We start from the raw sequence: 25,765 nt of genomic DNA on the forward strand, positions 1-25,765 counted from the left end.
GTGTGCTTACGGTCGGCTCGCGGGGAGGCGAGCCTTCCGTAGGGGCTCCGGTACCGGTCTGCGAGGGGCGATCGGTCCCGGAGCGCTGTTTTTGCGTTAGAACTGTGGACATGGACAAGCCGTGGCCCACGTGTGTCGTCAAATCGTGCATCGGCATCCGGCTCAACGAGCATGACCGCTGCCTGGTCCATAGCGAGCCCGCGGTCCAGGACAGATATTTCGACGGCATCGCGCCGAATTCGGAGGTGGACCTCCGGGGGACGGAACTTTCCGCATCGCTGATCGATCGGCTGCTGGACGCGGCGCGGAGCGACGGGCAGCGCGCGGTGCTCGGCGACGCGGATTTCGCGGAGGCCACGATGGAGACCGTCAGCTTTCGCCGGGTCGAATTCACCGGCCACGCGATGTTCGATTTCGCGAATTTGAACGACGCCTTGTTCGAAGATGTTCGTTTCGCCGGTGACGCAGCATTCAATCAGGCTGATTTCGCACGGGACTCGATGCTGGTGAACGTCGAGTTCGGTGGGATCGCCACGTTCCAGGAAGCTCTGTTCAGGAACGGCGTGACCTTCGATGAAGGAACCACTTTCATGGGCAAGGCCTGGTTCGAGAAGGCTGGCTTCCATGGATATTCGTATTTCGGAGGAGCGACTTTCCGTGGCACGGCGCAGTTCGCCGGTGCCAAGTTCGCCGACCTAGTGTCTTTTCGTGGAGCGAACTTCGGTGGAGCCGCTCGCTTCCATGGTGCTCGCTTCGGTGGGGTCGTCGAGTTCGGCGGGGTTTCTTCGGCGGGTGAGGTCGACTTCCAAGGGGCGGAATTCGAACGAGTCGACCTGCTCGGGCCGATATCGGCGAGAAAGCTGATTCTGGAGTCCGCAGTCTTCCGGCGAAATCTCATCGTGGAGACGGACGCGGTGGAAGTGGACTGTACGAGAGCGGTCTTCGAAGAAGGGGTGTCACTTCGGGTTTCGCGGGCGAGAGTCAAGTTCGATCAGGTGATCCCGAGGAAAACATCGGCGATCGTATCGGGCGCCACCGCGGCGGTGATTTCTCTGCGGGAAACCGACGTCGTGGACCTCATGCTTACCGACATCTCCCTGTCGGACTGTCGTTTCGCTGGCGCGCATCACCTCGACAAGCTCCGATTGGAGGGAATCTGCACGTTCGGCTCGTACCGCAGACGCCAGGTCCTCGCCGAGGAACTGGCGTGGCGTGCCGACCGGAACGTGCCCGTCGGGCCCCGCCGCGTCGCCGACCTGTACCGCCAGCTGCGCAAGGCACAGGAAGACAGCAAGAACGAGCCCGGTGCCGCCGACTTCTACTACGGCGAGATGGAGATGCGCCGCCACAGCCGGGCCACCCCGTGGTCCGAGCGCGTCATCCTCCATCTCTACTGGCTCGTTTCCGGCTATGGCCTCAGGGCCCTCGCGACCCTGGCGGTCCTCATAGCCGTCGTGAGCACGAGCATGTGGCTGGGCGGCTTCAAGACCACACCCGCCTTCGGTGACACCTTGATCTACGTCGCCCAAAGCACCGTTTCGCTGGAAACGAAATTGGCGTCACTGCCGAAGGACCTGACGCCGCTCGGAGAGGTCCTGCGGCTGGTCACGCGCGTCCTCGGGCCGCTGCTGCTCGGCCTGACCCTGCTGGCCGTGCGCAACCGCGTCAAACGCTGACCTCGAACACCGACTACCCTGGAAAGCCGCCGGTCCGTACCGGCACGCCACAACGACCCAGCTGGAGCGTGCACACCCGTGTTCGACACCCTCTCCGATCGGCTCACGTCCGCCCTGCAGACGCTGTCTCGCAAGGGCAGGCTCTCCGACGCCGACATCGACGCCACCGCGCGCGAGATCCGTATCGCGCTGCTCGAGGCGGATGTCGCGCTGTCCGTGGTCAAGGACTTCATCGCCCGGATCAAGGAGCGCGCCAAGGGCGCCGAGGTGCACGGCGCGCTCAACCCGGCGCAGCAGGTCATCAAGATCGTCAACGAGGAACTCGTCACCATCCTCGGCGGCGAGACCAGGCGGCTCACGTTCGCGAAGAACCCGCCGACGGTCGTCATGCTCGCGGGTCTGCAGGGTGCCGGTAAGACGACGCTCGCGGGCAAGCTCGCGATGTGGCTGAAGAAGCAGGGCCACGCGCCGATGCTGGTCGCGTGTGACCTCCAGCGCCCCAACGCGGTCACGCAGCTGCAGATCGTCGGCGAGCGGGCCGGGGTCGCGGTCTTCGCCCCCGAGCCGGGGAACGGCGTCGGCGACCCGGTCGACGTCGCCCGCCGCGCCATCGACGAGGCCAAGCGCGCCCAGCACGACATCGTCCTGGTCGACACCGCCGGCCGTCTCGGCGTCGACGAAGAGCTGATGAAGCAGGCGGCGGACATCCGCGACGCCGTTTCGCCGGACGAGACGCTGTTCGTCGTCGACGCGATGATCGGTCAGGACGCGGTCACCACGGCCGAGGCGTTCCGCGACGGCGTCGGCTTCACCGGTGTCGTGCTCACCAAGCTCGACGGTGACGCCCGCGGTGGTGCCGCGCTGTCGGTCCGCCAGGTCACCGGCCAGCCGATCCTGTTCGCTTCCAACGGTGAGAAGCTCGAGGACTTCGACCTCTTCCACCCGGACCGGATGGCCAGCCGGATCCTCGGCATGGGCGACGTGCTCAGCCTCATCGAGCAGGCCGAGGAGCACTTCGACCAGGAGAAGGCCGAGCAGACCGCCGCCAAGCTCGGCAGCGGCCAGCTCACCCTCGAAGACTTCCTCGAGCAGATGCTCGCGGTCCGCAAGATGGGCCCGATCGGCAACCTGCTCGGCATGCTGCCCGGCGCCGGGCAGATGAAGGACCAGCTCGCCCAGGTCGACGACAAGCAGCTCGACAAGCTGCAGGCGATCATCCGCGGCATGACCCCCGCCGAGCGGGCCGACCCGAAGATCATCAACGCCTCGCGCCGCATCCGGATCTCGAAGGGTTCCGGTGTCGCCGTCCGCGACGTCAACGACCTGGTCAACCGGTTCTTCGAAGCGCGCAAGATGATGGCGCAGATGGCGGGCCGGTTCGGCTTCGGCGGCGGGGGCGGCAGCAAGAACCGCAAGGGCAAGAAGGGGAAGAAGGGCAAGGGACGCGGCCCGACGCAGCCCAAGGTCCGCGGTGGCTTCCCCGGCGGCATGCCGATGCTGCCCCCGGGCGGGATGCCCGGCGCCGGCGGCGGGATGCCCGACCTCTCGCAGCTCGGCGGCATGAACGACGTACCCGGGTTCGACCCGAAGAAGTTCAAGCTGCCGAAGGACAAGTAGCCCGTGGAGGCGCTGCACCTGGCCGGCGTGGTCCTGCCGGACGGCGAGCACCGCGAGCTGTGGGTCACCGGCGGCCGTATCACCACCGAACCGGTCGCCGGAGCGGAAACCGTGGTCCGGGAAGGCTTTCTCGTTCCCGGTCTGGTCGACGCGCACTGTCACCCCGGCATCGGCGTCGGCGGCGCGACCACGCTGGAAGAGGCCACCGAACAGGCGATCACCGATCGCGACGCCGGCACGCTGCTGATCCGCGACTGCGGGCTGCCGATCGACGTCCGGCCGTTGCAGGAGCGGGCCGATCTGCCGCGGATCATCCGCGCCGGACGGCATCTCGCCCTGCGCAAGCGCTACATCCCCGGCCTCGGCATCGAGCTCGAAGACCCTGCCGAGCTGCCGAAGGCGGTCGCCGAGCAAGCGCGTGACGGCGACGGCTGGGTCAAACTCGTCGGCGACTGGATCGACCGCGGTGCCGGTGATCTCGCGCCGCTCTGGCCCGACGACGTCCTCGCCGAGGCGATCGCCGTCGCGCACGCCGAGGGCGCCAAGGTGACGGCACACGTATTCGGCCAGGCCGCGTTGCCCGGCCTGATCGACGCGGGGATCGACTGCCTCGAACACGGCACAGAACTCCTCCCGGACCAGCTGGACGTCCTCGCCGAACGCGGGATCGCGCTCGTGCCGACCCTGATCAACATCGAGAACTTCCCGGGTATCGCGGACAAGGCGGGCAAATACCCGGTGTACGCCGACCACATGCGGGCGCTGCACGCCGGTGTGGGGGAGATGGTCTCGACGGCGATCGAGGCGGGCGTCGCGGTGTATGCCGGAAGCGACGCGGGCGGCATGGTCGAACACGGCAGGCTCGTCGATGAGGTCGAGGCGCTGCACAAGGCGGGCATGTCCGCGGAGCAGGCGCTGGCTTCGGCTTCGTGGGCGGCCCGCGAATGGCTTGGCGTACCGGGAATCGTCGATGGCGCTTCGGCCGATCTGCTCGTCTACCCGACCGACCCGCGCGAGGATCTCGCGGTGCTGCGGCATCCGAGCCATATCGTCCTGCGTGGCAAGATCTACGCCTGACCCGACTCCACCGGTGACCGGAGCGGCACTTAGCGTGGAGGCGTGGTGGACGACGGGCAGGCTCGCGAGCGTCTGGTGCTCGGAGCGCACTGGGGCTTCGTAGCGTTCTTCGCGGGTATAGCCGGATACCACCTCGTCACGCTCGTCATGAGCTTCCTGATGTCGGGCCGCTTCGGCGGCTACGACCCGCTGGAACTGCGTGACGTCGGCCCGCTGCTGATCCTGGCGTTCCTGCCGACCCTCGTCCTCGGTCTCGGCCCCGCGGTCGGTTCACGCGTGTGGGGGCAGGGGCTCCGCACGGACTTCGGCCTCAAGCCCACCTGGCGCGACGTCCGGATCGGGCTCGCCTGCGGGGCCGCAGCGCTCGCCGCCGGCTACCTCCTCAACCTGCTCCTGCTCGCCGTCTACGGGACCGACAGCGACGACCGGACCTTCTCCGACGTCTCGCCCGGCCCGATCACCGAGCTGTCGGGCACCACCGGCGGCGACACGATCTGGCTGGTGCTGGCCGCGGTCATCGTCGTCCTCGCCGCTCCGGTCACCGAAGAACTGCTCTTCCGCGGCACGCTGTGGAACGCCATGGGCTTCCACCGTCTGCCCTCATGGGTGATCTTGCTGGTCACCGCGCTGGTGTTCGCCCAGTTGCACGGCGAGGCCGCGCGCACGATCGCGCTGTTCGGCCAGGGCATCGCCATCGGTCTCGCCCGATATCTCTCCGGCCGGGTGAGCGCGGCCGTCATCGCGCACGCGGCCAACAACCTCCCACCGGCTGTATTGCTCTTCGCGGCGAGGTGATCGCCGGTCCAGGCGGTTAGAGTCTTTGAGTAACCGAACGATCACCGGAGGATCGGCGTGACCGTATCTCAGCCAAGGGAGCCGATTCCCGAGGCCGCGCCGCCGGACGAACTCACGGCCGGAGGTGAGGTGGCCGCGTCCGACACGCCACCGCCGCATCGCTGGGGATTCGGGGCCTTCCTCCTGGTGGAAGCCGTCCTGCTGGCGTCGGCGGCGTTCATCAGCGTCCTGCTCGGCGACGTCCAGCCCGGTCAGCCCCTGCCGATGCGCATGGTGCTGCTGGGCACCATGGTGCCGACGATGTTCGCCGCCGGGGTCGCGCTGCTGATCACCCGCCTGCGCGGCAACGGCCCGTTCACCGATCTGCGGATTGGCTGGAGCTGGGCCGACGTCAAGGTCGGGCTCAAACTCGGCGTGCTCGGGCTCGGGCTCACCTCGCTCGCCGCCTACGTCTGGACGCAGGTCGTCGGCAACGAGAACGCGACCTCGGCGATCAGCGCGCTCGTGGAGGACCGGCGGATGTCGGTCTCGGCGGCCGTGGTCATGTTCATCTACCTGTGGCTGGTCGGGCCGATCTGCGAGGAGATCATCTACCGAGGCCTCCTGTGGGGCGCGGTGGAGCGGTTGACCTGGCGCACCGAACGCTGGGGGAGGATCGCGGCGTTCCTGGTCTCCACGGCCGTCTTCGCGGCGAGCCACCTCGAACCGCTGCGCACCACGTTGCTGCTGGTGATCGCGATCCCGATCGGGCTGGCCAGGGTGTTCACCGGACGGCTGCTCGGCAGCGTGGTCGCCCATCAGGTGAACAACTTCCTCCCTGCCGTGACCATCCTGCTCGCCTCGCTCGGGATAGCCGCGTTCTGACGGTCGGTCGGCGTCTGGCAGAATGTACGCTTGCCTGCTTTGGCCGGACCCTCTCACCGCGCCCGAGCTCACCCTTCGGGTGTGCGCAGCCGTATCCCCACTCGGCTGGCGTGCGCCTTCCACATGCATCAGAGAGAACTGAGGAGTACCCACACCCGTGGCCGTCAAGATCAAGCTGCAGCGTCTCGGCAAGATCCGTGCGCCGTACTACCGCATCATCGTCGCCGACGCGCGCACCCGCCGTGATGGCAAGGCCATCGAGACGATCGGCAAGTACCACCCCAAGGAAGAGCCGAGCTTCATCGAGGTCGACACCGAGCGGGCCCAGCACTGGCTGTCCGTCGGTGCCCAGCCGACCGAGCCGGTCCAGCGCATCCTCGAGATCACCGGTGACTGGCAGAAGTTCAAGGGCCTGCCCGGCGCCGAGGGCACCCTGAAGGTCGCCGAGCCGAAGCCGTCGAAGCAGGACCTGTTCAACGCCGCGCTCGCCGCCGCCGGTGACTCGTCCTCCGCCGAGGCCACCACGCCGAAGAAGAAGTCCGCCCCGAAGAAGGCCGAAGCCGACAAGGCCGAGGCCGCCGAGGGTGACAAGGCCGAGGCGTGAGCTTCCTCGCTGACTCCCTCGAGCACCTGGTGCGCGGGATCGTCGACAACCCGGACGAGGTCCGGGTCGAGCTGCTGACCACACGCCGTGGCCGCACGCTCGAGGTGCACGTGCACCCCGACGATCTCGGCAAGGTGATCGGCCGGGGCGGTCGTACCGCGACCGCCCTGCGCACCGTCATGGGCGGCATCGGTGGCCGCGGCGTCCGGGTGGACGTCGTCGACACCGATCGCTGACCAGGGACTGAACGGGATGGACGTCGTAGTCGGCCGGATCGCCAAGGCGCACGGAATCCGCGGGGAACTCGCGGTGGACGTGCGCACGGACTCGCCGGAACAGCGGTTCGCGGTCGGTTCGGCCGTCACGACGAAGCTGCGTGACGGCAGCAGCAGAGATCTCACCATCGCAGCCGCCCGCGAACACAGCGGGCGGCTGCTGGTGCGTTTCGAAGAGGTGTTGACCAGGGACGTCGCGGAAACCCTCCGCGGCGCGTTGCTGATCGCCGACACCTCGACGCTGCCGCCGACCGAAGACCCCGACGAGTTCTACGACCACGAACTCGAAGGCCTGCGGGCCGAACTCGCCGACGGCACGCTCGTCGGCAAGGTGCTCGAAATCGTGCACTCGCCCGCCGGTGAGCTGCTGTCGATCGAACACGACGGACGCGAGGTGCTGGTGCCGTTCGTGAAGGCGATCGTCCCGGCGGTCGACGTCCCGGGCGGCCGCGTCGTCCTCGACCCGCCGGAAGGCCTGCTGGACGCCTGATGCGCCTCGACGTGGTCACGATCTTCCCCGAATACCTCGACCCGCTCCGCGCCGCGCTGCTCGGGCGCGCGATCGACCGCGGCCTCATCGAGGTCGGCGTGCACGACCTGCGGGATTGGACGCACGACGTCCACCGCGCCGTCGACGACGCGCCGTACGGCGGCGGGCCCGGCATGGTGATGAAACCGCAGATCTGGGGCCCCGCCCTGGACGACGTCTGCGGCGAGAACACCCGGCTCGTGGTCCCGACCCCCGCCGGGCGGCCGTTCACCCAGGCCATGGCCCACCAGTACGCCGCCGAGGAGCACCTGGTGTTCGCGTGCGGCCGCTACGAGGGCATCGACCAGCGGGTGATCGACGACGCCGCGAGGCGGATGCCCGTCGACGAGGTCTCCATCGGCGACTATGTGCTGGTCGGCGGCGAGGCCGCGGTACTGGTGATGGTCGAGGCCGTCGTCCGGCTGCTGCCCGGAGTCCTCGGGAACGCGCGCTCCGCCGAAGAGGACTCGTTCTCCGACGGGCTCCTCGAAGGCCCCAGCTACACCCGGCCGGAAGTCTGGCGCGACCTGGCCGTACCGGACGTCCTGCGTTCGGGAAACCACGCGCTGATCGACCGCTGGCGCCGCGACCAGGCACTGGAGCGCACCGTGCGGCGCAGACCCGAACTGATCGGGCAGCTGCCGGAAGGTAGTCTCGACAAGCACGATCTCGGCGTCCTCGGGCGGTTGCACGAGGACACCGGCCAGGCCGGGTCAAACGCCTGAGGCCTGGTCTGCAATACTTGACAGGTTGGCGTGAGTGGACGCGCGGCTTCGCAGCCGGCGCCGTACACCGGAACGCCATCAGCCCCCGGGTAGGTCGCAGTGCCCGACACTGCGCGCCCAAGCTGCACGTAAGCCATACGAAGACGAGGACGGACCACCGATGAACACCCTGGACGCGCTGGACGCGCAGTCACTGCGTTCCGACATCCCGGACTTCCGACCGGGCGACACGCTCAAGGTTCACGTCCGCGTCATCGAGGGCAACCGCGAGCGCAACCAGATCTTCCAGGGCGTCGTGCTGCGTCGCCAGGGCGGCGGCATCCGCGAGACCTTCACGGTCCGCAAGGTGTCGTTCGGCATCGGCGTGGAGCGCACCTTCCCGGTGCACTCGCCGAACATCGCCGAGGTCGAGGTCTTCAAGCGCGGCGACGTCCGCCGGGCGAAGCTCTACTACCTCCGCGAGCTGCGCGGCAAGGCCGCCAAGATCAAGGAACGCCGCGAAAACCGCGAGACGACCTCCGCCAAGTAGGTAGCCACACGGTTACCGGTAGCCTGGCGTCGTGGTCGAACCCGTGTCCCAGAACACCTCCGAAGACGAGCCCGATCGCCCCGAAGAGGAGCGCCCCACCAGGGCCTCCCGCCGGGGCCGGTCCGGCGCCAAGAAATTCGGCAAGGTCAACAAGAAGCGGTCGTTCTGGAAGGAACTGCCGATCCTGATCGTCGTGGCACTCGTGCTGACGATCTTGATCCAGCAGTTCCTCGCCAAGGTCTACATGATCCCCTCGGGGTCGATGGAGACCACGTTGCACGGCTGCCCGGGTTGCACGGGCGACCGGATCCTGGTAGATCGGATCACGTACGACTTCACCGATCCCGGCCCGGGTGACGTGGTGGTCTTCAAGGGCCCGCCCGCCTGGGTCGGCGAGATCGACACGCCGGAGTCCAGCAACATCTTCGTCACCGGATTCCGCACGCTGGGTTCCCTGATCGGGTTCGCGCCGCCGGACGAGCGTGACTTCGTCAAGCGGATCATCGCGACCGCCGGGCAGACGGTGCAGTGCTGCGATCCGCAGAACCGGGTGATCGTGGACGGCAAGGCGCTCGACGAGCCGTACATCCACTGGGAACCGGGTTCCAACGTGGACGAGAGCGGCAAGCCCGTCCAGGACACGTTCGCTCCGGTCAAGGTGCCTGCCGGTTACGCCTGGGTGATGGGCGACAACCGCAACAACTCGAGCGACTCACGGCGTCAGGGCGGCGGCGGGGTCAACGGCGCGATCCCGGTCGAGAACATCATCGGGAAGGCGCGGATCATCGTGCTCCCGCCGGGTCGCTGGGGTGGCGTTTCGGACCACAACCCGCAGGCGAACGCCCAGCCGCTGGCGCTCGGTGCGCCCGCCTGGCAGCAGGGGCTTCCCCTCGGCGTCGGTATCGCCGCGGCGTGGCCCGTGCTCTTCCTCGGCAGGCGAATGACGGCCGGAGTGCGCAAGGCGGTCGACCGAAAGCGGTAAGGCCTTGAGAGTTCCTGTACCGCTCACACCGGCCGAACTGCTTCGGCCACCGCGGGCAGTGGTGCGTGGCGACCTCTTCTGGGGGTTGCAGGGTGCGCTGGACCGGCGGGGCCTCGGGCCCGTCGCCGGAGTCGACGAGGCAGGGCGCGGTGCTTGCGCCGGCCCCCTCGTCGTGGCCGCCTGTGTCCTGCGTCCGGGTGACGCCGCCCGCCTGCCCGAGCTCACCGACTCGAAGGTGCTCACGGCCAAGGCTCGCGACCGGGTGTACGACCGGGTCGTCCAGCGTGCCGTCGACTACTCGGTCATCGTCATCCCGGCGCCCGAGATCGACCTGTTCGGCATCCACGTGATGAACCTCGAAGGCATGCGGCGCGCCGTCTCGGCGCTGCGCACCGCGCCTGGCTACGTCCTGACCGACGGATTCCGCGTGTCCGGGCTTCCCGCCCCGAGCCTCCCGGTGCTGAAAGGCGACAAGGCCGTCGCCTGCGTGGCGGCGGCCTCCGTGCTGGCCAAGGTCACCCGGGACCGGATCATGGGCGACCTGCACGACGTCCACCCGCATTACGGTTTCGACGTGCACAAGGGCTACAGCACCACCGACCACAGCGTGGCGTTGAACACTCACGGACCGAGCCCGGTCCATCGCTGGTCGTACACGAACGTGGCCACCGCGGCCGCCGCGCACCGCGTGCCGCCGCCTCACCCGGTAGTGCTGACCGTAGCGGCGCTGGAAAACCCGAGCGTGCCGATACGTGCCCTCGGCCCGTACGTGGGTAACAATGAACGCTCCGCCGCTGGAACAGCAGCAAAATCGCGAGGAGGGGCGCGGATTTCATGAGCGCAGAGGATCTCGAGAAGTACGAGACCGAGATGGAGCTCTCGCTTTACCGCGAGTATCGCGACATAGTCGGCCAATTCTCGTACGTGGTGGAGACCGAGCGGCGGTTCTATCTGGCCAACGCCGTCGACGTGCAGGTGCGCGACGGCGGCGGTGAGGTGTACTTCGAGGTCCGCATGTCCGACGCGTGGGTCTGGGACATGTACCGGCCCGCGCGGTTCGTCAAGCACGTCCGGGTCATCACGTTCAAGGACGTCAACGTCGAAGAACTCGACAAACCGGACCTCCGGCTGCCGGAAGACGGGCCGTTCTCCGGCTGAACTTCGAAAAGTACGCGAAGGCCCCCTTCAGCACGTGGAGGGGGCCTTCGCGTATCTCCGGCGCGCTTAGCACAGCCCACCGACAATTCCGGCCGTCGAGCGTCCGCGACGGCCGAACCATCCACAACACCCCGGTTGTCCACAGGCGCCGAAATCAGGTCTGTCCACCGCCCCCTCACCCTGGCAGCGTTGATCGCACACACACCGTGACGATCGCTGAGGGGGATCGAGATGACCAGCACGGCCGAACAGCCGCCCGCCGGGGCACCACATATCGAACTGGGCAAATGGGGCGAGGAGCTCGCGGTCCGGCATCTGGAAAAGACGGGCTATGTCGTCCTGAGCCGCAATTGGCGTTGCCGTGACGGCGAACTGGACCTCATCGCGACCGACACCAAACGCCTCGTCTTCTGCGAGGTGAAGACGAGGAGCGGGGTGGGTTTCGGCACGCCCGCCGAGGCGGTGACCCCGGACAAGGCGGACCGCATCCGCCGTCTCGCGTACCAATGGCAGCGTCAGTTCATGCTCCGCTGGTGCCCCGTCCGCTACGACATCATCGCGATCGTCGCCCGGCCCGACGCCAAGCCCAAGGTGCGGCATATCAAGGCGGCGTTCTGAATGGCGCTGGCGAGGGCCTGGTCCGTCGCGTTGCTCGGGGTCGAAGGCAGGATGATCGAGATCGAGGCCGACATCGGCGGCGGCTCGCCGAAGGTGACGATGGTCGGACTGCCCGACACGGGGCTGAAAGAGGCCAAGGACAGGGTCCGCTCCGCCGTCCGCAATTCGGGGCGGACCTGGCCGGACGAGCGGGTGATCCTCGGCCTGTCGCCGGCGAATCTGCCGAAGGTGGGATCCGGTTACGACCTGGGGATCGCGGCGGCGGTCATGGCCGCGACCGGATCGGTTCCCGCCACGAAGCTGCTGAACACCGTGCTGCTCGGTGAGCTCGCCTTGGACGGCCGGGTGCGGGCGGTCCGCGGGGTCCTGCCGGGATTGCTGGCGGCGCGCAACGCCGGATACCGGAGGGCCGTCGTCCCCGCCGAGTCGATGTTCGAAGCCGCCCTCGTGGACGGCATGGAGGTCGGCGGGGTAGCTCGGCTGAGCGAGTTCGTGGACTGGCTCAAGGGCGAAGGGGAACTCACCCGTCCCGAGCCGTCCGTCGTCCAGGATCCGCCGCAGGTACCCGACCTCGCCGACGTCATGGGTCAGCCGGAAGCGCGGTGGGCGCTGGAGGTGGCCGCGGCGGGCGGGCATCACCTGCTGATGACCGGACCTCCCGGGGTCGGCAAGACGATGCTCGCCAAACGTCTGCCCGGCCTCCTTCCGCGGCTGACCGCCGAAGAGTCGTTGCAGGTGACAGCGGTTCATTCGATCGACGGTTCGCTTTCGCGGTCCGCACCGCTCGTCACCGTGCCGCCGTTCGTCGCGCCGCATCACTCGATCAGCGTCCCCGCGCTGATCGGCGGGGGAAGCGGCCTTGCCGTGCCCGGGGCGATCAGCCGGGCGCATCGGGGAATCCTGTTCCTCGACGAGGTGTGCGAATTCGGCCCGGAGCGGCTGGAGTCGCTGCGCACGGTGCTCGAAGAGGGCGAAGTGCGGATCGCGAGGGTCAAGGGCGCGGTGCGGTATCCGGCACGATTCCAACTGGTGCTGGCGACGAACCCCTGCCCTTGCGCGCCGGCGAAGGACGCCGACTGCACGTGCTCCGCGACCGTGCGGAGGCGCTATTTGAGCCGCCTGTCCGGGCCGCTACTCGATCGGGTGGATTTGCGGGTTCGGCTGCGCCCGCTTTCCGCTCTCAGCGCGCACTTGAGCGAGCCGCCCGAAGCGTCGGCGGCCGTCCGGGAGCGAGTGCTGGAGGCGAGAGAGCGAGCCGGAAAACGCTGGGCGGAGCAAGGCTGGCTCACGAACGCGGAGGTGCCCGGCCCGGCGCTGCGCCGTGAGTTCGCGCTGCCGTCGCAGGTCACGGCGTTGCTGGACCGCGCTTTGGAACGAGGCGCGATCACCGCGCGCGGCGCCGACCGCTGCCTTCGTATCGCTTGGACGCTCGCCGATCTGAAGAGCGCCGACAAGCCGGAGGCGGATGAGGTCGCGGCTGCCCTGAACTTCCGAGAGAGGTCATCCGGATGAGTGAACTCGATGCCGAACGCGTCGCGCGGTCGTACCTCCTCCGCGTGGCGGAGCCTCCGGCGCCCGCCTTGGCCGATTTCGTCGGCGAACTCGGCCCCGTCGCCGCAGCGGAACGAGTGCGAAACGCCGAGTGCCCGCCGAAGGTGCGCGACGAGACCGCCGCGCGGCGAGCGCACGACTACGCCGAGCGAGATCTGGAGCGGGCCGATTCAGGTGGCGCCCGCCTCGTCATCCCGGAAGACGACGAATGGCCGGCCTGGCCGTTGCTTTCGCTGGCCGTGGCCCAGGGCAGGGGCGTTTCCGGGGTGGCGCCTCCGCTGGCGCTGTGGGTACGCGGCCCCGCGCGGCTCGACGAGGCCGTGGACCAGGCGATCGCGATCGTCGGCGCCCGGGCGGCGACCGGGTACGGCGAGCACAACGCGGCCGAGGTGGGCTACCACCTCGCGAGCCGGGGAATCCCGGTGTTCTCGGGGGCGGCGTACGGCATCGACGGCGCGGCCCACCGGGGCGCGCTGAGCGCGGACGGTACGACGGTCGCCCTGCTCGGCTGCGGTGTCGACGTCGGTTATCCGGCTCAGCACGCGACCTTGTTGCGCTCCATCGGGAAGACCGGCGCGGTGGTCAGCGAGTACCCGCCGGGCACCACACCCGCGAGGCATCGCTTCCTCGTCCGGAACAGGCTCATCGCTGCGCTCACGGAAGGGACCGTCGTGGTCGAGGCGGGCAGGCGCAGCGGCGCGCGGAACACCGCGGCGACGGCCGGAGCGCTCGGCAAGGTCGTGATGGCCATGCCGGGGCCGGTGTCTTCGGGGATGTCCGCCGGTTGTCACGCGCTGATCCGTGAGGGTGAGGCCACGCTGGTGACCTCGGTCGACGAGATCCTCGAGACGGCGGGACGGTTCGGGGCGCAGGGAGCGGATCCATCGAAACCGCGCCGCCCCACCGATCGGCTCGACCCGGAGGCGCTGCGAGTGCACGACGCGCTGTCCGGTCGATCGGCGCGTCCCGTGGAACGGATCGCCGCCGAGTCCGGCATCCCGGTCGAACGTGTCCGTTCGCTGCTTCCGGCACTCGAACTCGACGGTTTCGCGGAACGGGGTGACACAGGGTGGCGAAGACGGGCCGCCAAGACCTGACTGGCCTACACCTGAGACGCCATCCCGGCACGATCCGACCACGGACACCGCAACAGGGTGCGGCGATACTTGACCATCCGCCGTACATCGCGCAGCGTGATCGGCATGCCGTCGACCGAAGGTCCCCACGGCACGGGGAGACGCGCCCGCAGACCCGATCTGCGTGCCGCCCGTGCCGCGCTGCCGGAGCCTGTCCGGAAGCTGATCGACGACTACGAGCGGCACCTTTCCCTCGAACGGGGGCTGTCCGCGCATACGGTGCGTGCCTACCTCGGCGACGTGGTGTCGCTGATGGGGTTCGTGGACGGGAACGGTGGCCGGTTCTCCGATCTCGACATCGGGACGCTGCGTGGCTGGCTGGCCCGGCAACGCGAGGAAGGGGCAAGCCGGACGACGTTGGCGAGGCGAGCGGCGGCGGCCCGCACCTTCACCGCGTGGGCCCACCGAGGCGGAGCACTGGCGGCTGATCCGGGCGGGCGGCTAGTGGCGCCGCGCGCGCACCGCAAGCTTCCCGGGGTCCTCCGCGCGGATCAGGCCAGTGATGTCATGCGCTTCTCAGCCGCCGGTGCCGAACAGCGCGACCCGGTGGCTTTGCGGGACAGTGCCATCGTGGAACTGCTCTACGCGACCGGTGTGCGGGTCTCGGAACTGTGCGGGCTGGACGTGGGTGACGTCGACTTCTCCCGCCGGGTCGTGCTCGTGCTGGGCAAGGGCGGCAAGGAACGTGTCGTGCCGTTCGGCGTCCCCGCCGAAGCGGCCTTGCGGGTGTGGCTGGACGAGGGCAGGGGAAAGCTCGCCGTCGAAACGAAGGGCCCGGGGGAAGCGGCGCTCTTCTTGGGGGCGCGAGGAGGCAGGCTCGATCCGCGGACGGCCCGCCGGGTCGTCCACGACGCCGTCGGTTCGGTGCCGGGCGCGAACGACATGGGGCCGCACGGTCTGAGGCATTCCGCGGCCACTCATCTGCTCGAAGGCGGCGCTGATCTTCGGAGCGTTCAGGAACTGCTTGGTCACGCTACGCTGGCCACAACGCAGCTCTACACTCATGTGACCGTCGATCGGCTGAAGGCGATCCACGACCGCGCACACCCCCGGGCCCGATGATGCCGGGGAGGACTCGGCAGGTGACCCGGCGGCCCGAACCGGCGGCGCACGCGCATCCGCACGAGCACGGAGACCACGCTGAGTCGCATGCTGAGAACGGCGGCCCGATGACCGCCGACCCACATGTCACCGAAGCCGCCGGGAAACACCGCCCCGGCGGGGTCGGTCCTGCCGTCGCGCCCGAAGCGCGGACCGGCTACGAAGTGGACGCCGGGATCCAGGCGCTGTGGCGTGAGTTCACCGAGTCTCCGGACCAGGTCGTGCGCGACCGGCTGGTGCTGCACTACGCCCCGCTCGTCAAATACGTCGCCGGCCGGGTCGGCACCGGGCTGCCGACCCACGTCGACGTCGGCGACCTGATCCAGTCCGGGATCTTCGGCCTGGTCGACGCGATCGAGAAGTTCGAACCCGCCAGGGGTCTGCGGTTCGAGACCTACGCCATGCAGCGCATCCGGGGCGCGATCCTCGACGACCTCCGCTCCCAGGACTGGGTCCCCCGAGCGGTGCGCAGCAAGGCCCGCGAAGCCGAACGCGCCCTGGAACGCCTCGGCGCCCGGCTGAACCGCACCCCGACCGACTCCGAACTCGCGGCCGAGCTGGAAATCAGCGTCGACGACCTGCGCGAGTTCTACGGCCAGATGCAGCTGACCAGCGTCATCGCCCTGGAAGACCTGGTCGCCGCGGGCAAGGACAGTGGCTCGCTGGTCGACACCCTGCCCGACGACGGCGCCGTCGACCCGGTGGCCGTCCTGGTCGACCAGGACAACCGCCGTCAGCTCGCGCAGGCGATCGCCCAGCTCACCGAACGCGACCGGATCGTGGTCGGGCTCTACTACTTCGAAAGCCTGACGCTCGCCGAGATCGGCAAGGTTCTCGGCGTCACCGAATCGCGGGTCAGCCAGCTGCACACCCGCGCCGTCATGCGGTTGCGCGCCAAACTGGTCGAGCAGGCCTGAGCCGTACCCCGGGCCCTTGGCCGGAGTGTCGTCCGTTCAAACACGCGTGTCGTCCGTCTGATCACGCGTGACCGCCGTTGGCGACCGGCGTGATTCGACAGCTCCGCGGCGTCATCCAGCAGGCTCGCTCACACAGGGAATCGGGTGGCCGGCGCGCGTGCTCGGATGGACGGCGTGTGCTCGGGTGGACGGCACGTGTGCTCGGGTGGACGCGCGTGATCGGGTGGACGGCGCGCGTGATTGGGCGGACGACGCGCGTGATCAGGCGGACGACGCACGTGATTGGGCGGACGGCGCACGTGATTGGGCGGACGACACGTGTGATGGGGCGGACGGCGCGCGTGATCGGGCGGACGACGCGCGTGATTGGGCGGACGGCGCGTGTGATCGGATGGACGGCGCACGTGATTGGGCGGACGGCGCGCGTGATGGGGCGGACGGCACGACCATCGGAACCTCGCAAGGCACGGCTCAGTCTCCCTCCCAGGGTTTGAGGCGGGTCTCGGACGGTTCACCGATCAACGTGAGCGGGTCGACGTACTCCTCGCCCCGCCGGACGCCGAAATGCAGGCACGCCGGCTCCGGGCAGCTCGGGTGGCCCGTCGCGAGTGTGCCGAGCACCTGGCCCCGGTAGACCTGATCACCCGCGGTGACCGTGGGGGCGAGCGGTTGGTAGGTGGTGCGCAGCCCTCCGTCGTGATCGATCGACACCACGCCGCGGCCCGCCACCTGCCCGGCGAACATCACCACTCCTTCGGCGGCCGCGAGCACGTTCGCACCCGGTGGCGCGGCGAGGTCGACGCCCCGATGGCCGGGGCCGTACGGCGTCGAGGGCGGTTCGAAATACCTGGTGACGCTCGGTGTCGGTGGGAGCGGCCAGGAGAGGCGTCCCAGCGGGGAGGGCGCCCCTCTCGCCGTCCCGGGCATCGTCGCGGAGGTGAGGATCGCGAGCACGGCCGCGAAGATCGCGAGGCGGGGAAGGCGCCGGGCGTGCCCTGGGCGGCGGTGCCTGCCGCCGGTGCGGTCGATCGCGAAGGAATGCCTGGTGACAGGGCGGGAAGCGGTTGTGGGTGTCATGGGTTCCAGGTTGGGGTACCGGCGTGGCGGGCGGGGCGCGCCGGTGGAATCTGTGGATAACCGAGGCGGTTGTGGACAACCCCTCTCATCAGGGGCTGCCGGTGCGGTACCCGGTGGCGACAGGGAGTAGACTCTTTTGCGCGGTCCGCGGCAGCGGACTGACTTCGCGTGCATGTGCGCGCTCCCGATGGCCGATCTCCTCACGGAGGGTCAGGACAGCCGGGGGCACACGGCCCGGCGGTCCCTGGGGTACTTCGCTCCCGGGTCCGGGCCCGAGCATCGGCACCAGGGCGATCGGCCACCCGGCCGAGAGCGACGAACCGAGCAAGCGCGTTCCGGCGGAGCCGGGCGCGCACGACACAGAAGAGGTTGATTCCGGCAATGGCCGTCGTCACCATGAAGCAGCTGCTCGACAGCGGCGTGCACTTCGGGCACCAGACCCGTCGGTGGAACCCGAAGATGAAGCGCTACATCTTCACCGAGCGCAACGGCATCTACATCATCGACCTGCAGCAGACGCTGACCTACATCGACCGTGCGTACGAGTTCATCAAGGAAACCGTCGCGCACGGCGGCACCATCATGTTCGTCGGTACGAAGAAGCAGGCTCAGGAAGCGATCGCCGCCGAGGCCTCGCGCGTGGGCATGCCCTACGTGAACCAGCGCTGGCTCGGTGGCATGCTGACCAACTTCCAGACGGTGCACAAGCGTCTTCTCCGCCTGAAGGAGCTCGAGTCGCAGGAGCAGACCGGCGGCTTCGCCGGCCTGACCAAGCGCGAAATCCTCACGCTCACCCGTGAGAAGGACAAGCTCGAGAAGACCCTCGGCGGTATCCGCGACATGGCCAAGGTGCCGAGCATCGTGTGGATCGTCGACACGAAGAAGGAGCACATCGCCGTCGGCGAGGCTCGCAAGCTGAACATCCCGGTCGTCGCGATCCTGGACACCAACTGCGACCCGGACGAGGTCGACTACCCGATCCCGGGTAACGACGACGCCATCCGTTCGGCCGCGCTGCTGACCAAGGTCGTGGCCGAGGCCGCCGCCGCCGGTCTGATGGCCCGCTCCAGCCGCAACGGTTCCTCCGCCGACGCCAAGCCCGAGGCGGGCGTCGCCACGGACGAGCCGCTGGCCGAGTGGGAGAAGGAGCTGCTCGCCGGCTCCGAGACCGCCGCCGCGGACGCCAAGGAAGCCGTCGCCGCGACCGAGGCCGCCACCGAGGCTCCGGCCGAGCAGGCCACCGCCTCCTCCTGATCGACCCGCCCGTGGGGCCGCCTCCCGGCGGCCCTACGGGTGACTTCCCCAAAAGACTTCTCGTACCTGAAAAAGGACGGACACACCCACGATGGCGAACTACACCGCCGCAGACGTGAAGCGTCTCCGGGAGCTCACCGGCTCCGGCATGATGAACTGCAAGAAGGCGCTGGAGGAGAACGACGGCGACTTCGACAAGGCCGTCGAGTTCCTGCGCATCAAGGGCGCCAAGGACGTCGGCAAGCGCGCCGAGCGCGCCACCGCCGAGGGCCTCGTCGCCGGTGACGGCGGCGTGCTGATCGAGCTCGACTCCGAGACCGACTTCGTCGCGAAGAACGAGGACTTCCAGGCCCTCGCCGCGAAGATCGTCGAGGTCGCGAAGGCCGAGAAGACCAGCGACGTCGAGAAGCTGAAGGCCGCCTCGCTCGACGGCAAGACCGTCGACGAGCAGGTCCAGGCGCTGGCCGCCCGTATCGGTGAGAAGCTCGAGCTGCGCCGTGTCGCCGCCTACGAGGGCACCACCACCACGTATCTGCACCGTCGCGGTGCGGACCTCCCGCCCGCCGTCGGCGTGCTCATCGAGTACACCGGTGAGGGCGAGGCCGCCGCGGAGGCCGCTCGTGGCGCCGCCATGCAGGTCGCCGCGCTCAAGGCCAAGTACCTCACCCGCGAAGAGGTCCCGGCCGAGATCGTCGAGAACGAGCGCCGCGTCGCCGAGGCGACCGCCCGCGAAGAGGGCAAGCCGGAGCAGGCCATGCCCAAGATCATCGAGGGCAAGGTCAACGCGTACTACAAGGACAACGTCCTGCTCGAGCAGCCGTCGGTCAAGGACAACAAGAAGACCGTCAAGGCCCTGCTCGACGAGGCCGGCGTGGCCGTGAGCCGGTTCGCCCGGTTCGAGGTCGGCCAGGCCTGATCCAGGCGCGGAACACAAGAATCACCACTGTGCCCCGTCTCCGTCCATCGGGGACGGGGCACAGTCGGGTTCGGAGCATTAGGGAGGGCGACATGGGTGTCCGGGTCGAAGGCGGATACCGGCGGGTGCTGCTGAAGCTGGGCGGCGAGATGTTCGGTGGCGGTTCCATCGGGGTTGATCCGGATGTGGTGCACTCGGTCGCCCAGCAGATCGCCGACGTCGCGCGGACGGGCGTGCAGATCGCCGTCGTGATCGGTGGTGGCAACTACTTCCGCGGCGCGGAACTGTCGCAGCGCGGCATGGACCGCGACCGCGCGGACTACATGGCGATGCTCGGCACCGTCATGAACTGCCTGGCGTTGCAGGACTTCCTGGAGAAGGAGGGCCTGCCGACCCGCGTGCAGACCGCCATCACCATGGGGCAGGTCGCCGAGCCGTACATCCCGCGCCGCGCCGAGCGTCACCTGGAGAAGGGCCGCGTCGTCATCTTCGGCGCCGGGGTCGGCATGCCGTACTTCTCGACCGACACCGCCGCCGCGCAGCGCGCGCTCGAACTCGGTTGTGAGGCCGTCTTGATGGCGAAGGCCGTCGACGGCGTCTACACCGCGGATCCGAAGAGCGACCCGACGGCCGAGATGTTCCACGAGATCAGCCACCGCGAGGTGCTGGAACGGGACCTCAAGGTCGCCGACGCCACCGCGTTCAGCCTGTGCATGGACAACAACATGCCGATCATCGTGTTCAATCTGCTCACCGAGGGGAACATCGCCCGCGCGGTCAGTGGTGAGAGGATCGGCACCCTGGTCGACACCCCCGCCGACGGGGTGCCCGCGTAGTCCTGCTCTGACCTTCGCAATCGGTACGAATACACAACTACGGGAGTTGCCGTGATCGACGAGACCCTCCTCGACGCCGAGGAGAAGATGGAAAAAGCGGTGTCCGTCGCCAAGGAGGACCTGTCGTCGGTACGCACCGGCCGGGCCCACCCTGGGATGTTCTCGCGCGTTGTCGTCGACTACTACGGCGCGCCGACCCCGCTGAACCAGCTGGCGGGCGTCAACATCCCCGAAGCCCGGATGGCGTTGATCAAGCCTTACGACCAGACCTCGCTCAACGCCATCGAGAAGGCGATCCGCGAGTCGGACCTCGGCGTCAACCCGAGCAACGACGGCAACGTGATCCGCATCGTCATCCCGCAGCTCACCGAAGAGCGCCGCAAGGAGATGGTGAAGGTCGCCAAGGCCAAGGGTGAGGACGCCCGCGTCTCGATCCGCAGCGTCCGCCGCAAGGCCAAGGAAGAACTCGACCGGATCAAGAAGGACGGCGAGGCCGGCGAGGACGAGGTCGTCCACGCCGAGAAGGAACTCCAGAACCTCACCGACACCTACAGTCACAAGGTCGACGAGCTGGTGAAACACAAGGAAGCAGAGCTACTCGAGGTCTGATGAGCCAGGTGAGCGAGGAACGCGAGGACCGGGTGGAGAACCCGGAACCGGTTCCGGCCACAGCGCCGGATTTTGAAACCGTGCCGGAACCGGCGAAGAAGGCTTCCCGCGCCGGCCGCAACCTGCCCGCCGCGATCGGGGTCGGGCTGCTGCTGGGCGCGGCGATCGTCACGTCCCTGCTCACCGTGCGCTATCTGTTCATCGGCATCATCGCGATCGCCATCGCGGTCGGCACGATCGAGCTGGCCGGGGCACTGAAGCGCGCGGCGGGTATCCGGATCGCGCTGGTCCCGGTGCTCGTCGGCGGTCAGGCGATGATCTGGCTGGCGTGGCCGTACGGCCGTGAAGGCGCGCTGACGGCGTTCGTGCTGACGGTGCTCGTCTGCCTGCTGTGGCGGTTGCCCGGCGGCGCGGACGGCTACCTGCGCGACATCAGCGCGTCGGTCTTCGCCGTCGCGTACATCCCGCTTTTCGGTGCCTTCGCCGCCATGCTGGTCCCGCCGGCGGACGGCGTCGGCCGGGTGCTGGCGTTCATGATCGGTGTGGTCGCTTCGGACACCGGCGGCTACATCGCCGGTGTACTGGGCGGCAAGCATCCGATGGCGCCCAGCATCAGCCCGAAGAAGACCTGGGAAGGCTTCGCCGGTTCGCTCGTGGCCGGGGTGGTCGCCGGCGCGCTGACCCTGAGCCTTCTCCTCGACGGTCACGCCTGGCAGGGCGTGCTGTTCGGCGCGGCGATCGTCTGCACGGCGACGCTGGGCGACCTCGTCGAGTCGCTGATCAAGCGCGACCTCGGCGTCAAGGACATGGGGAACATGCTGCCGGGGCACGGCGGGCTGATGGACCGGCTCGACTCGTTGCTCCCTTCGGCCGTCGTCTCCTGGTTGCTGCTCTCGGCGTTCATCCCCGTTTAGGCGAAACCTGTGTGACAAGCCCGGCGAGCTGGGCCAAGGTCGGAGTATGCGAACTCAACAGGTGAGTAAGCGACTTCTGGCCATGGCGCTGAGCGTGCTGACGTTCGGCGCACTGACGACGACCGTCGCGGAGGCGGGCGAAAGCCCGATCGTCCGCACGGACTCCGGTCCCGTTCGCGGTGTGAGCACCGGCGAATACCGGAGTTTCCAAGGTATCCCGTTCGCCGCGCCCCCGGTCGGCGACCTGCGCTGGGCCCCGCCACAGAGACCCGCGCCGTGGACCGCCGTGCGGGACGCGAGCGCACCGGGGCCTCGATGCGCGCAGGGGCCGGGGCTCGACGCGGCTCCGAGCGACGACGAGGATTGCCTGTATCTCAACGTGATCAGCCCGGCGAAGCCGGCGCACAAGCCGCGTCCGGTGATGGTCTGGGTGCACGGCGGCAGCTTCACTTCCGGTGCGGGCAGCGACTACGACTTCAAACGGATGGCCCTCGGCGGGGACGTCGTGGTGGTGACCGTGAACTACCGGCTGGGCGTGTTCGGCTTCTTCGGGCATCCGGAACTCGGACGCGACTCCGGCAGCTTCGGCTTTCATGACCAGCAGGCCGCGCTTCGCTGGGTGCAGCGCAACGCGCGCGCCTTCGGGGGAGATCCCCGGAACGTCACGCTCTTCGGCGAATCCGCCGGTGCGATGAGCACTTGCGTCCAGCTGACCTCCCCCTCGGCCGCGGGGTTGGTCCACCGCGCGATCATCCAGAGCGGTCCGTGCACGCTGACCTGGCCCGACGGCGGGTTCTTCCCCGGCGTGCCCGCCGGTTCGCCGTATCTCTCCCGTGCGGACGTCGAAGCGATGGGCGCCGAAGGTGCCAAGAAACTCGGCTGCGCCGACGTCGCCTGCATGCGGCGGCTTCCGGTCAAGGATCTGGTGGGCCAACCGATCGCGGCACCCGCGTTCGGCACCGGTCTGCTGCCCGAGCATCCGGCCGAGGCGCTGAAAGCGGGCCTCTTCGCCCGCGTCCCGGTGCTGACCGGGGTCACCAGGGACGAGGCGAGACTGTTCATCGCCCTCTTCCCGGGACATCCGTTCACCGAGGAGCGTTACCAAGAGCTGTTGCGGACGGCGTTCGGGGAGAAGGCGCCGCTCGTCGCCGCCCGGTACCCGTCGGCGAGGCACGGCGGCCCGGCGATGGCGTTCGCGGACGCGATGACCGACCGGATCTGGGGCTGCCCGCAGGTGGGGACCGAGCGGTTGCTGCGCGAGCACACCCGGACCTTCGGCTACGAGTTCGCCGATCGGGACGCTCCGCCGCTCGTGCCCGCTCCGCCGGGAATGCGTCTCGGCGCGGCCCATGGCGGAGAATTGGCTTATTTGTCTGATTTAACGGGGTTTCCCGGGAAATTGACGCCACCGCAGCAGGAACTCGCGGCGCGAATGATTCAGTACTGGACCGCGTTCGCGCGCACCGGTGATCCGAACGGCGAAGAACTGCCGAAGTGGCGTCCCTCGCCGCGGACGCAGTCGCTGGCGCCGGGCGAGATCCGCCCGGTCGACCTCGCGGCCGTGCACGACTGCGGATTCTGGGCGGGCCTCTGACGAAAGTGCCGGGGTGACGCGGTCACCCCGGCACTTCGGTTCAGTCGTCGTACGGATCGTCGACTTCGGCGGTGCCCCAGCCCTCGGCGGCCCGGGAGTGGTCGATCACGGCGAACACCGAACCGTCCGGGTCGGCGAGGATCGCCATCCGGCCGTACGGGGTGTCGTAGGGCTGGACCACGACGGCGCCGCCGAGCATCAAGGCCTGTCCCGCCGCGGCGTCCGCGCCGCGGGCCGGATCGAGTTCGAAGTAGACCATCCAGTGCGGGGGAGTGTCCGGCCGGTACTCCGAACCCATCACGTACCGGTACAGCACGGGTTCGTGCTCGATGAGCCATTCGGCGTAGTCGAGCGAGGCGCCGTCGCCGATCTGGTGGCTGGTGTAGTTGAAGAGGCGGCAGTAGAAGTGATCCGCCGCCGCGCCGTCGTGGGTGTTGAGATCCGCGCCACTGAAGGTGTTCGGCACTCCTGTCGCGAACTCCCAGGTGGCGGGCGGCTCCCAGAAGACGACGTGCGCGCCGCACGCGTCGACGGCGTGGATGATGTTGCCGCGATGGGGAATCGCCACCGGTCCGAGCGTGACCCGGCCACCGAGACTGTCCACCCATTCGGCGGCGGCGGCCGCCTGGGGTACCGAGATGTGGACGCTCCAGCCTGCCGGACCGCCCGTGCCCGCGCGGTACAGACCACCGGCCGGGACGTCGTTCAGCGTCGCGATCGAGTAGCGGCCGGTCGGCGTCGCCGGATCACGCTGGACGACGAATTCCCAGTCGAAAAGCCCGCTGTAGAAGGTCTGCGCGGCCGTTTCGTCTCTGCACGCGAGCTCGATCCAGCACGGGATTCCCGAAGGTATGACGGAAGTGTGGGCGGCCGAGCCGAGCGACATGCGGTTCTCCCTTACCGGTGGGAGTAAAGTCTAGTCGCTGACCGCATTGTTTCCGTCAAGGATTTCGATCCGGATGACCCGGAACCCCGCCCGGTGTCCCTTCGTTGGAGCTTCCGTGCGCTGGTTTCCCCGAGCCCTCTCCTCCTTCCGCCGCGGCGGTGAGGAGGTGCTGCCGAGCCCGAACATCTGGTACTACCAAGAGGCCTACGAGGTCGAGAACCGCGCGCAGGACGTCGACGACGAGATCTGGCGCGTGCTCGCCGGGTTCCGCGATTGGTCGGGCGCGGACGTACTCGACATCGGCTGCGGTGACGGTTTCCACCTGCCGCGGTTCGCCGCGACGGCGCGGTCGGTGGTCGGGATCGAACCCCATGAGCCGCTCGTGCACGACGCGCGGAAACGGGCGGGGCGACTGGAGAACGTCGAGGTGCGGCACGGGCGTGCGCAGCGGCTTCCTTTGCCGGACGCGGCTTTCGACGTCGTCCACGCGCGCACCGCGTATTTCTTCGGCCCCGGTTGTGAACCAGGGCTTCGCGAAGCGGAGCGGGTGCTGCGGCCGGGCGGGCTGATGATGATCGTGGATCTCGATGTGGCGAGTGAGCCCTACGGACGCTGGATGCGGCTGGATCTGCCGCACTACGACCCGCCCGGGGTGGAGAAGTTCTTCGCCCGTCAGGGATTCGGCTGCCGCAAGGTGATGACGCGGTGGCTGTTCGAGGACGCCGCCGCGATGGAAGCGGTGCTGAAGATCGAGTTCAGCGCTCCGGTCGCGGCGAAGGCGATCGCGGAGGTCCGGCGCCTGAACGAGTTTTCGTCAGGTTCCGGGGAGAAGCGGCTGACGCTGCCGGTGGGCTATCGCGTGCATACGCGCGCCAAGCCCACCGGCCTCGTCGTGCCAGGTCACTCCGCGTCCTCGTCCGGAGTGGTGTCCTCCGCCTCGCCGAGGATGCCGTAGATCGTCCGGCGTGCCTCGTTGAGCACGTCGACGGTGCGGGCCTGCTGGCTTTCGGTGCCGGCGTGCATCACCTGCGCGACCGCCGCGGCCAGGGTCGCGCCAGCTTTGCGCAGGTTGACCTCGGCCGGGTCGACGTCGTGGGCGATCTGCTCCCACGGTGGGACGGTGTCCTGCTGTTCGGCCGCGGCGCGGCCGGATTCGGTGAGCTCGAACAGCTTCTTGCCGTTCTCGTCCTTGCTGATCACCAGGCCTTCGTCGGCCAGCAACTGCAGGGTCGGGTAGACCGAGCCGGGGCTCGGCTTCCAGAAGCCGCCGCTGCGTTCGCCGATCTCGCGGATGATCTCGTAGCCGTGCCTCGGCTGCTCGGAAAGCAGCGCCAGGATCGCGGCGCGGACGTCACCGCGTTTGCCGCGCCGTCCGGGGCCACCACGGCGGCCGTGCCGGTGCCGATGGCCCGGTCCGCCGGGACCCGGCGGGAAGTCGCCGAAGCCGCCGAAGCCGCCGCCGCGGGCCCAAGGTCCGAAGGCCGGTCGGCCGTGTTCTGGAGGGAAAGGTCGTCGTCGCATGATG

At 68.8% G+C, this 25,765-nt stretch carries 28 protein-coding genes; 25 read left to right on the forward strand and 3 right to left on the reverse strand.

Going from position 1 to position 25,765, the window contains the following annotated elements; genetic code table 11:
• Positions 1–110 precede the first annotated feature (110 nt).
• The 18 genes from ACLJQ7_RS38295 to ACLJQ7_RS38380 all read left to right on the forward strand — a co-directional run bounded on the left by ACLJQ7_RS38295 (position 111) and on the right by ACLJQ7_RS38380 (position 16,154).
• Positions 111–1,676 (forward strand): pentapeptide repeat-containing protein, encoded by a 1,566-nt coding sequence (locus tag ACLJQ7_RS38295; protein WP_410653082.1) that lies wholly within the window; start codon positions 111–113, stop codon positions 1,674–1,676.
• A 78-nt stretch (positions 1,677–1,754) separates the two neighbouring features.
• Complete coding sequence (gene ffh / locus ACLJQ7_RS38300) at positions 1,755–3,293, forward strand: signal recognition particle protein (protein WP_410653083.1); 1,539 nt, start codon at positions 1,755–1,757, stop codon at positions 3,291–3,293.
• A gap of 3 nt (positions 3,294–3,296) precedes the next feature.
• Positions 3,297–4,370 carry an amidohydrolase family protein gene (locus ACLJQ7_RS38305; RefSeq protein WP_410653084.1) on the forward strand — a complete coding sequence of 358 codons (1,074 nt, stop codon included), beginning with the start codon at positions 3,297–3,299 and terminating at the stop codon, positions 4,368–4,370.
• 45 nt (positions 4,371–4,415) lie between these two features.
• Entirely contained in the window at positions 4,416–5,165 is a 750-nt protein-coding gene (locus ACLJQ7_RS38310) for a CPBP family intramembrane glutamic endopeptidase (protein WP_410653208.1), read from the forward strand.
• 57 nt (positions 5,166–5,222) lie between these two features.
• Positions 5,223–6,029, forward strand: a complete 807-nt coding sequence (locus ACLJQ7_RS38315; protein WP_410653085.1) for a CPBP family intramembrane glutamic endopeptidase — start codon at positions 5,223–5,225, stop codon at positions 6,027–6,029.
• A 157-nt stretch (positions 6,030–6,186) separates the two neighbouring features.
• Positions 6,187–6,633 carry a 30S ribosomal protein S16 gene (rpsP, locus tag ACLJQ7_RS38320; protein WP_410653086.1) on the forward strand — a complete coding sequence of 149 codons (447 nt, stop codon included), beginning with the start codon at positions 6,187–6,189 and terminating at the stop codon, positions 6,631–6,633.
• Positions 6,630–6,869 (forward strand): RNA-binding protein, encoded by a 240-nt coding sequence (locus ACLJQ7_RS38325; RefSeq protein WP_003103110.1) that lies wholly within the window; start codon positions 6,630–6,632, stop codon positions 6,867–6,869. The genes rpsP and ACLJQ7_RS38325 overlap by 4 nt, the downstream gene beginning before the upstream one ends.
• Positions 6,870–6,885: 16 nt before the next feature.
• Positions 6,886–7,398 carry a ribosome maturation factor RimM gene (rimM, locus tag ACLJQ7_RS38330; RefSeq protein WP_410653087.1) on the forward strand — a complete coding sequence of 171 codons (513 nt, stop codon included), beginning with the start codon at positions 6,886–6,888 and terminating at the stop codon, positions 7,396–7,398.
• On the forward strand, positions 7,398–8,162 hold the full coding sequence (trmD, locus tag ACLJQ7_RS38335) for a tRNA (guanosine(37)-N1)-methyltransferase TrmD (RefSeq protein WP_410653088.1): 765 nt from the start codon (positions 7,398–7,400) through the stop codon (positions 8,160–8,162). The genes rimM and trmD overlap by 1 nt, the downstream gene beginning before the upstream one ends.
• Positions 8,163–8,322: 160 nt before the next feature.
• Positions 8,323–8,691 carry a 50S ribosomal protein L19 gene (gene rplS / locus ACLJQ7_RS38340; RefSeq protein ID WP_005154717.1) on the forward strand — a complete coding sequence of 123 codons (369 nt, stop codon included), beginning with the start codon at positions 8,323–8,325 and terminating at the stop codon, positions 8,689–8,691.
• Between the two features lie 31 nt (positions 8,692–8,722).
• Entirely contained in the window at positions 8,723–9,673 is a 951-nt protein-coding gene (gene lepB, locus ACLJQ7_RS38345; protein ID WP_410653089.1) for a signal peptidase I, read from the forward strand.
• 58 nt (positions 9,674–9,731) lie between these two features.
• A complete protein-coding gene (locus tag ACLJQ7_RS38350) occupies positions 9,732–10,511 on the forward strand; it encodes a ribonuclease HII (RefSeq protein ID WP_410653209.1) in 780 nt (259 codons plus the stop codon).
• Complete coding sequence (locus ACLJQ7_RS38355) at positions 10,508–10,831, forward strand: DUF2469 domain-containing protein (RefSeq protein WP_003096226.1); 324 nt, start codon at positions 10,508–10,510, stop codon at positions 10,829–10,831. Before ACLJQ7_RS38350 ends, ACLJQ7_RS38355 begins: the two co-directional genes overlap by 4 nt.
• Before the next feature lie 231 nt (positions 10,832–11,062).
• The gene (locus ACLJQ7_RS38360; RefSeq protein ID WP_410653090.1) at positions 11,063–11,449 is read left to right on the forward strand and encodes a YraN family protein; all 387 of its coding nucleotides are present in this window, start codon (positions 11,063–11,065) and stop codon (positions 11,447–11,449) included.
• Positions 11,450–12,961 carry a YifB family Mg chelatase-like AAA ATPase gene (locus tag ACLJQ7_RS38365; RefSeq protein ID WP_410653091.1) on the forward strand — a complete coding sequence of 504 codons (1,512 nt, stop codon included), beginning with the start codon at positions 11,450–11,452 and terminating at the stop codon, positions 12,959–12,961.
• Positions 12,958–14,097: a DNA-processing protein DprA gene (gene dprA, locus ACLJQ7_RS38370; RefSeq protein WP_410653092.1), complete on the forward strand. Its 1,140-nt coding sequence runs from the start codon at positions 12,958–12,960 to the stop codon at positions 14,095–14,097. Before ACLJQ7_RS38365 ends, dprA begins: the two co-directional genes overlap by 4 nt.
• A 105-nt stretch (positions 14,098–14,202) precedes the next feature.
• Positions 14,203–15,198: a tyrosine recombinase XerC gene (locus ACLJQ7_RS38375; protein WP_410653093.1), complete on the forward strand. Its 996-nt coding sequence runs from the start codon at positions 14,203–14,205 to the stop codon at positions 15,196–15,198.
• Between the two features lie 20 nt (positions 15,199–15,218).
• On the forward strand, positions 15,219–16,154 hold the full coding sequence (locus ACLJQ7_RS38380; protein ID WP_410653094.1) for a FliA/WhiG family RNA polymerase sigma factor: 936 nt from the start codon (positions 15,219–15,221) through the stop codon (positions 16,152–16,154).
• A gap of 471 nt (positions 16,155–16,625) precedes the next feature.
• Here ACLJQ7_RS38380 and ACLJQ7_RS38385 read toward each other — a convergent pair whose 3' ends face one another.
• Positions 16,626–17,231: a murein hydrolase activator EnvC family protein gene (locus ACLJQ7_RS38385; RefSeq protein ID WP_410653095.1), complete on the reverse strand. Its 606-nt coding sequence runs from the start codon at positions 17,229–17,231 to the stop codon at positions 16,626–16,628.
• Positions 17,232–17,612: 381 nt separating this feature from the next.
• Here ACLJQ7_RS38385 and rpsB point away from each other — a divergent pair, with 381 nt between their 5' ends.
• From rpsB to ACLJQ7_RS38415, 6 genes are all read left to right on the forward strand, one after another.
• Positions 17,613–18,485: a 30S ribosomal protein S2 gene (rpsB, locus tag ACLJQ7_RS38390; protein WP_410653096.1), complete on the forward strand. Its 873-nt coding sequence runs from the start codon at positions 17,613–17,615 to the stop codon at positions 18,483–18,485.
• 91 nt (positions 18,486–18,576) lie between these two features.
• Positions 18,577–19,401: a translation elongation factor Ts gene (tsf, locus tag ACLJQ7_RS38395; protein WP_410653097.1), complete on the forward strand. Its 825-nt coding sequence runs from the start codon at positions 18,577–18,579 to the stop codon at positions 19,399–19,401.
• A gap of 92 nt (positions 19,402–19,493) precedes the next feature.
• Positions 19,494–20,237, forward strand: coding sequence for a UMP kinase (pyrH, locus tag ACLJQ7_RS38400; protein WP_005154669.1), 744 nt, complete (start codon positions 19,494–19,496; stop codon positions 20,235–20,237).
• Between the two features lie 51 nt (positions 20,238–20,288).
• Entirely contained in the window at positions 20,289–20,846 is a 558-nt protein-coding gene (gene frr / locus ACLJQ7_RS38405) for a ribosome recycling factor (protein ID WP_410653098.1), read from the forward strand.
• Positions 20,846–21,760, forward strand: coding sequence for a phosphatidate cytidylyltransferase (locus tag ACLJQ7_RS38410; protein ID WP_410653099.1), 915 nt, complete (start codon positions 20,846–20,848; stop codon positions 21,758–21,760). The genes frr and ACLJQ7_RS38410 overlap by 1 nt, the downstream gene beginning before the upstream one ends.
• Before the next feature lie 82 nt (positions 21,761–21,842).
• Positions 21,843–23,354 carry a carboxylesterase/lipase family protein gene (locus ACLJQ7_RS38415; protein ID WP_410653210.1) on the forward strand — a complete coding sequence of 504 codons (1,512 nt, stop codon included), beginning with the start codon at positions 21,843–21,845 and terminating at the stop codon, positions 23,352–23,354.
• Between the two features lie 40 nt (positions 23,355–23,394).
• Here ACLJQ7_RS38415 and ACLJQ7_RS38420 read toward each other — a convergent pair whose 3' ends face one another.
• Entirely contained in the window at positions 23,395–24,240 is an 846-nt protein-coding gene (locus ACLJQ7_RS38420; RefSeq protein WP_410653100.1) for a VOC family protein, read from the reverse strand.
• Positions 24,241–24,355: 115 nt separating this feature from the next.
• Here ACLJQ7_RS38420 and ACLJQ7_RS38425 point away from each other — a divergent pair, with 115 nt between their 5' ends.
• On the forward strand, positions 24,356–25,195 hold the full coding sequence (locus ACLJQ7_RS38425) for a class I SAM-dependent methyltransferase (RefSeq protein WP_410653101.1): 840 nt from the start codon (positions 24,356–24,358) through the stop codon (positions 25,193–25,195).
• Here ACLJQ7_RS38425 and ACLJQ7_RS38430 read toward each other — a convergent pair.
• Entirely contained in the window at positions 25,141–25,761 is a 621-nt protein-coding gene (locus ACLJQ7_RS38430) for a PadR family transcriptional regulator (RefSeq protein ID WP_410653102.1), read from the reverse strand. The genes ACLJQ7_RS38425 and ACLJQ7_RS38430 overlap by 55 nt on opposite strands.
• Positions 25,762–25,765 lie beyond the last annotated feature (4 nt).

This window comes from Amycolatopsis sp. cmx-4-54, assembly GCF_046548895.1.
In the GTDB taxonomy this organism is placed as follows: domain Bacteria; phylum Actinomycetota; class Actinomycetes; order Mycobacteriales; family Pseudonocardiaceae; genus Amycolatopsis.